Genomic DNA, 4,032 nt, shown 5'->3' on the forward strand with positions numbered 1-4,032 from the left:
CGCTGGGAACGCCGCACCGACATCCACCACGGGTTCCTCGCGCTCGCCTGCAGCCTCATCACCTGGCGACGACTCCCAAACCGAATGCGTTAGGAGCTCTCAGGCCGATTCCCGCATCAATCAGCCGGGGTATCACGCCTTCACCCCGGCGGTGCTGTGGAAGCTCGTGGGATGAGAGTCGGGGCGCTCACCGCGGTTTCACCCCTCGCCGCCCCGTCGTCGAGGACGAGGCTCAATGCGTCGGCGGCGATCTGCCGGAACGGCACCCGCACGGTGGTCAGCGGCACCGGCAGCCTGCTGACCACCGGGATGTCGTTGTAGCCGACGATCGACACGTCCCTCGGCACCTCCAGGCCCAGCGCGTGCGCGGCGGCGAGCACACCGATCGCCGTGTTGTCGTTGACTGCGAACACCGCGCTCGGCCGGTCCGGGCGATCCAGCAGCGCACGCCCGGCGATCTCACCGGCCTCGATCGAGAACGCGTCACCGGCGACCATCGCGGGGTCGAAGCCGATCCCGCCGCTCGCCAGGGCCTCTCGGTAGCCCTCCGCGCGCCCACGCGCGCTCGAGGCGTACTCGGGTCCGCCCACCAGGCCGATCCTGCGGTGGCCCAGGTCGATGAGGTGCCGGGTGGCCAGTTGCGCTCCGAGGCGGTCGTCGCCGATGGCGGCCGGGCCGGCTCCGTCGGTGCGCAGGGCGAGCGCGTAGGGGGGCCCGCCGACGTCAACGGGCTCGCCGACACGCGCCGTGGTGAGGATGAGCCCGTCGACCCGGCGCCGCCGCAGCGACTCCACGGCCTTGTCCTGCGCCTCCGGCAGGTCCTCGGTGGTGGCCACGACCGTGAACAGGTCGCGTCCGGCCGCGGCCTCGGTGATCGCCTCGTAGAGCATCGCCATGACCGTGTCGGTCAGCCTAGGGACGATCACCCCCACCGTGCTGGTCCCGGAGCGGCGCAGCCCGGAGGCGAGCGGGTCGCGGACGTAGCCGAGCTCGGCCGCGACCTCGCGCACGCGCTCCGCGGTCGCGTTGGTGGAGCGCGGAAGGCGTTCGTCGAGCACGCGGGAGACCGTCGACTTGCTGACCCCGGCCGCCCGGGCCACATCGAGAATCGTCACCACGCCCCGGAGTCTACCGGAAGTTGGGAACGTTCCCGGGATCGGTCTTGACACTCCGCGAGTCGTGGAGCATCGTTCTGGGAACGTTCCCGCGACCGTTCCCAGAAATGGAGTCCCACGCATGTCTCTCGATCTCCGCGGCCTCAACCCCGCCCCGGTCACCCCGTTCACGCCGGACGGCGAGGTCGACCACCAGGCGATGGCCAAGCTCGGCCAGTGGCTGGCCGGCCACGACGGCGTCAAGAGCCTCGTGGTGCTCGGCCACGCCGGCGAGGGGACCTTCCTGACCCAGGACGAGCAGGTCGCCACCATCGCCCAGCTGGTCGAAGCCGTCGACGTTCCAGTCATCGCCGGGATCACCGGCGAAGGCACGCACGTGGCCGTCGAGGAGGCCAAGCGCGCGGTCGCCGCAGGCGCCCAGGCGGCGCTGGTGTACCCCTCGCACGGCTGGCTGCGGTTCGGCTACCAGCAGGGCGCCCCGCAGGAGCGCTACCGAGCGATCTACGAGGAGGCGGGCCTGCCCTGCATCCTCTTCCAGTACCCGGATGCCACCAAGGCGAACTACGACCTCGACACCCAGCTCGAGATCGCCGCCCAGCCGGGTGTGTTCGCCACCAAGAACGGCGTGCGCAACATGCGCCGCTGGGACACCGAGATCCCCGTCCTGCGGCGGGAGAACCCCCATCTGCAGATCCTGTCGTGCCACGACGAGTACCTGCTGCACACCATGTTCGACGTCGACGGCCTGCTGGTCGGGTACGGCAACATCGCCCCCGCACCGCTGCTCGAACTGATCGCCGCAGGCAAGGCCCGGGACTACGCGGCGGCCCGCGCGGTGCACGACCGCCTGCTGCCGGTCACCAAGGCCGTCTACCACCGCGGCTCGCACATGGAGGGCACGGTGGCCCTCAAGCTGGCTCTCAAGGCGCTCGGCGTGCTGGAGAACGCGACCGTGCGCTCTCCCCTGATCGACCTCTCCGCCGAGGTCGAGCAGGAGATCGTCCAGGCGCTGCGCAGCGCGCAGCTCGTCTGAGCCGACCAGCGGGCCGGGTGCGCGAGCGCATCCGGCCCTCGCCGGCCACCCGGCCGGTCCGGTGACAATGCCGTCCCCGAACGACCCCGCGACAATGCCGCGCGGGGGTAAGGAAGCACGATGTCCGATGCAGTACCCGCCCGGATGAACAACGGGCCCAACGACACCTCCGGTTCCGCTCCGGTCGGCCGTGGACGCCGAATCCTGCGGATGCTGGCCCTGATGGGGCCGGCCTTCATCGTCGGCGCCTGGCAGTTCGGTCCCGGCAACCTCACCTCGGCGGTGCAGGCCGGGAGCCGATTCGGGTACTCCCTGATCTGGGTCATCGCCGTCTCGACCGCGCTGATGCTCATCTACGCCGACATGAGCATCCGCATCGCGCTCGTCTCGAAGGGCTCCGTCGTCCAGACGATCAAGGAGCACCTGGGCCGCCGAGTCGGTTGCCTGGCCGGGTTCGGCGTCTTCGCCATCACCCTGATGTTCTCCGTCGGCAACGCCGTCGGCTCGGGACTCGGTCTGTCGCTGGTGTTCGGCGGCTCGCCCATGTGGTGGACGCTGGCCTGCACGGCCGTGGTGGTCGGGATCCTCTTCGCGCGACGGCTCTACACGCTCATCGAGAAACTCGTGCTGGTCATCGTCGCGATCATGGCCGTATCGTTCGTCGCCACCGCGATCGTGACCCGCCCCGACTGGGGCGCCGCCGCCGTCGGATCCGTGGTCCCGATCGTCCCCTCCGGAGTGGGGCTGCTGATCGTCGCCCTGGTGGGCACCAACTTCTCGGTCAACGCCGCGTTCTACGCCGGCTACGCCTCGCGCGAACGCGGGCTCCGCCGCGAGCAGTACCGCGAGACGACCATCGCCGACACCATCCCCGGCATCGTCGCGCCCGGGATCATGACCGCGCTGGTCATCATGGCCGCCGCCGCAGTCCTGCCCGGGGTCGGCGGCGAGGAGGGCGCCACGCTCAAGCAGTTCTCGACCGTGCTCACCCCGATCGCCGGAGAAGCCGGACGAACCATCTTCTCGCTGGGCTTCACCGGAGCCGCGATCTCGGCGATGATCGCCAACGCCACCGCGGGCGGCACCCTGCTCTCCGACGGCCTCGGCTTCGGCAACAGGCTCGCCTCATGGCGGGTCCGCGCCGGCATCCTGGGCGTGCTCGGCTTCGGCGCCCTCATCACCGTCCTGGCACGCGGGCAATCACCGGTCCAGCTGATCATCGCGGCGCAGGCGTTGACGGTCATCGTCGCTCCCGTCCTGGCCGTGCTGCTCGTCGTCCTGGCCAACCGGCCCGGCCTGATGGGCGACCTGCGCAACAAGTGGTGGCAGAACGCGCTGGCCGCCATCGGACTGGTCGCCATCGCCGCGGTCTGCTACCAGCTGGCAGTCACCAGCTTCTCCTGACCGCCACCGGCACGGTCGCCGCCAACACCACATACCGGGGACTGTCCGGCTTCAGAACAAGCCGGACAGTCCCTCTCGACGCCGCGCTGCCCAGCAATCCCGCCAGCCCGCACTCGGTGCGCGACGGGCGGATCTGCCTGGGCGAAGAGGACACCGCGATCGAGCTCTCCCCGCTGCGCAGACCGAAGTTCTACGGCATGACCACATCGGACGGTGTGCTCTACGACCAGATCGCCCGGCTGCATGGAACCGACGTGCTGGCCAAGACCGTGGTGCAGACCTGCATCCGCTACGCAGAGTCGGACCGATGCCGGTTCTGCACCATCGAGGAGTCGTTGCGCGGTAGTGCGACGGTGGCGGCCAAGACCCCGGCGCAGCTGGGCGGTCAAGTCCCTTGTGGTGGTGTAGTGCTGCGTTGTCCTTCTCTGGGGTTGTTAGGCGCTGAGTTCGAGGATGGGGTCGTTGGGTGTCTCCGTGTCG

General features: G+C 70.0%; 3 protein-coding genes and 1 pseudogene. 3 read left to right on the forward strand and 1 reads right to left on the reverse strand.

Going from position 1 to position 4,032, the window contains the following annotated elements:
* Positions 1–140: 140 nt before the first annotated feature.
* Positions 141–1,118, reverse strand: a complete 978-nt coding sequence (locus IF64_RS0124800; RefSeq protein WP_030534587.1) for a LacI family DNA-binding transcriptional regulator — start codon at positions 1,116–1,118, stop codon at positions 141–143.
* Between the two features lie 118 nt (positions 1,119–1,236).
* Between IF64_RS0124800 and IF64_RS0124805 the strand changes: the two genes are divergently transcribed.
* From IF64_RS0124805 to IF64_RS26860, 3 genes and pseudogenes are all read left to right on the forward strand, one after another.
* Positions 1,237–2,148 carry a dihydrodipicolinate synthase family protein gene (locus IF64_RS0124805; protein ID WP_030534588.1) on the forward strand — a complete coding sequence of 304 codons (912 nt, stop codon included), beginning with the start codon at positions 1,237–1,239 and terminating at the stop codon, positions 2,146–2,148.
* A gap of 120 nt (positions 2,149–2,268) precedes the next feature.
* Positions 2,269–3,552 (forward strand): Nramp family divalent metal transporter, encoded by a 1,284-nt coding sequence (locus IF64_RS0124810; RefSeq protein WP_246134708.1) that lies wholly within the window; start codon positions 2,269–2,271, stop codon positions 3,550–3,552.
* A 116-nt stretch (positions 3,553–3,668) separates the two neighbouring features.
* Positions 3,669–4,032: pseudogene (locus tag IF64_RS26860) on the forward strand (hypothetical protein); the annotation flags it as partial.

It is taken from the genome of Prauserella rugosa (assembly GCF_000719975.1).
GTDB classification, from domain to species: Bacteria; Actinomycetota; Actinomycetes; order Mycobacteriales; family Pseudonocardiaceae; genus Prauserella; species Prauserella rugosa.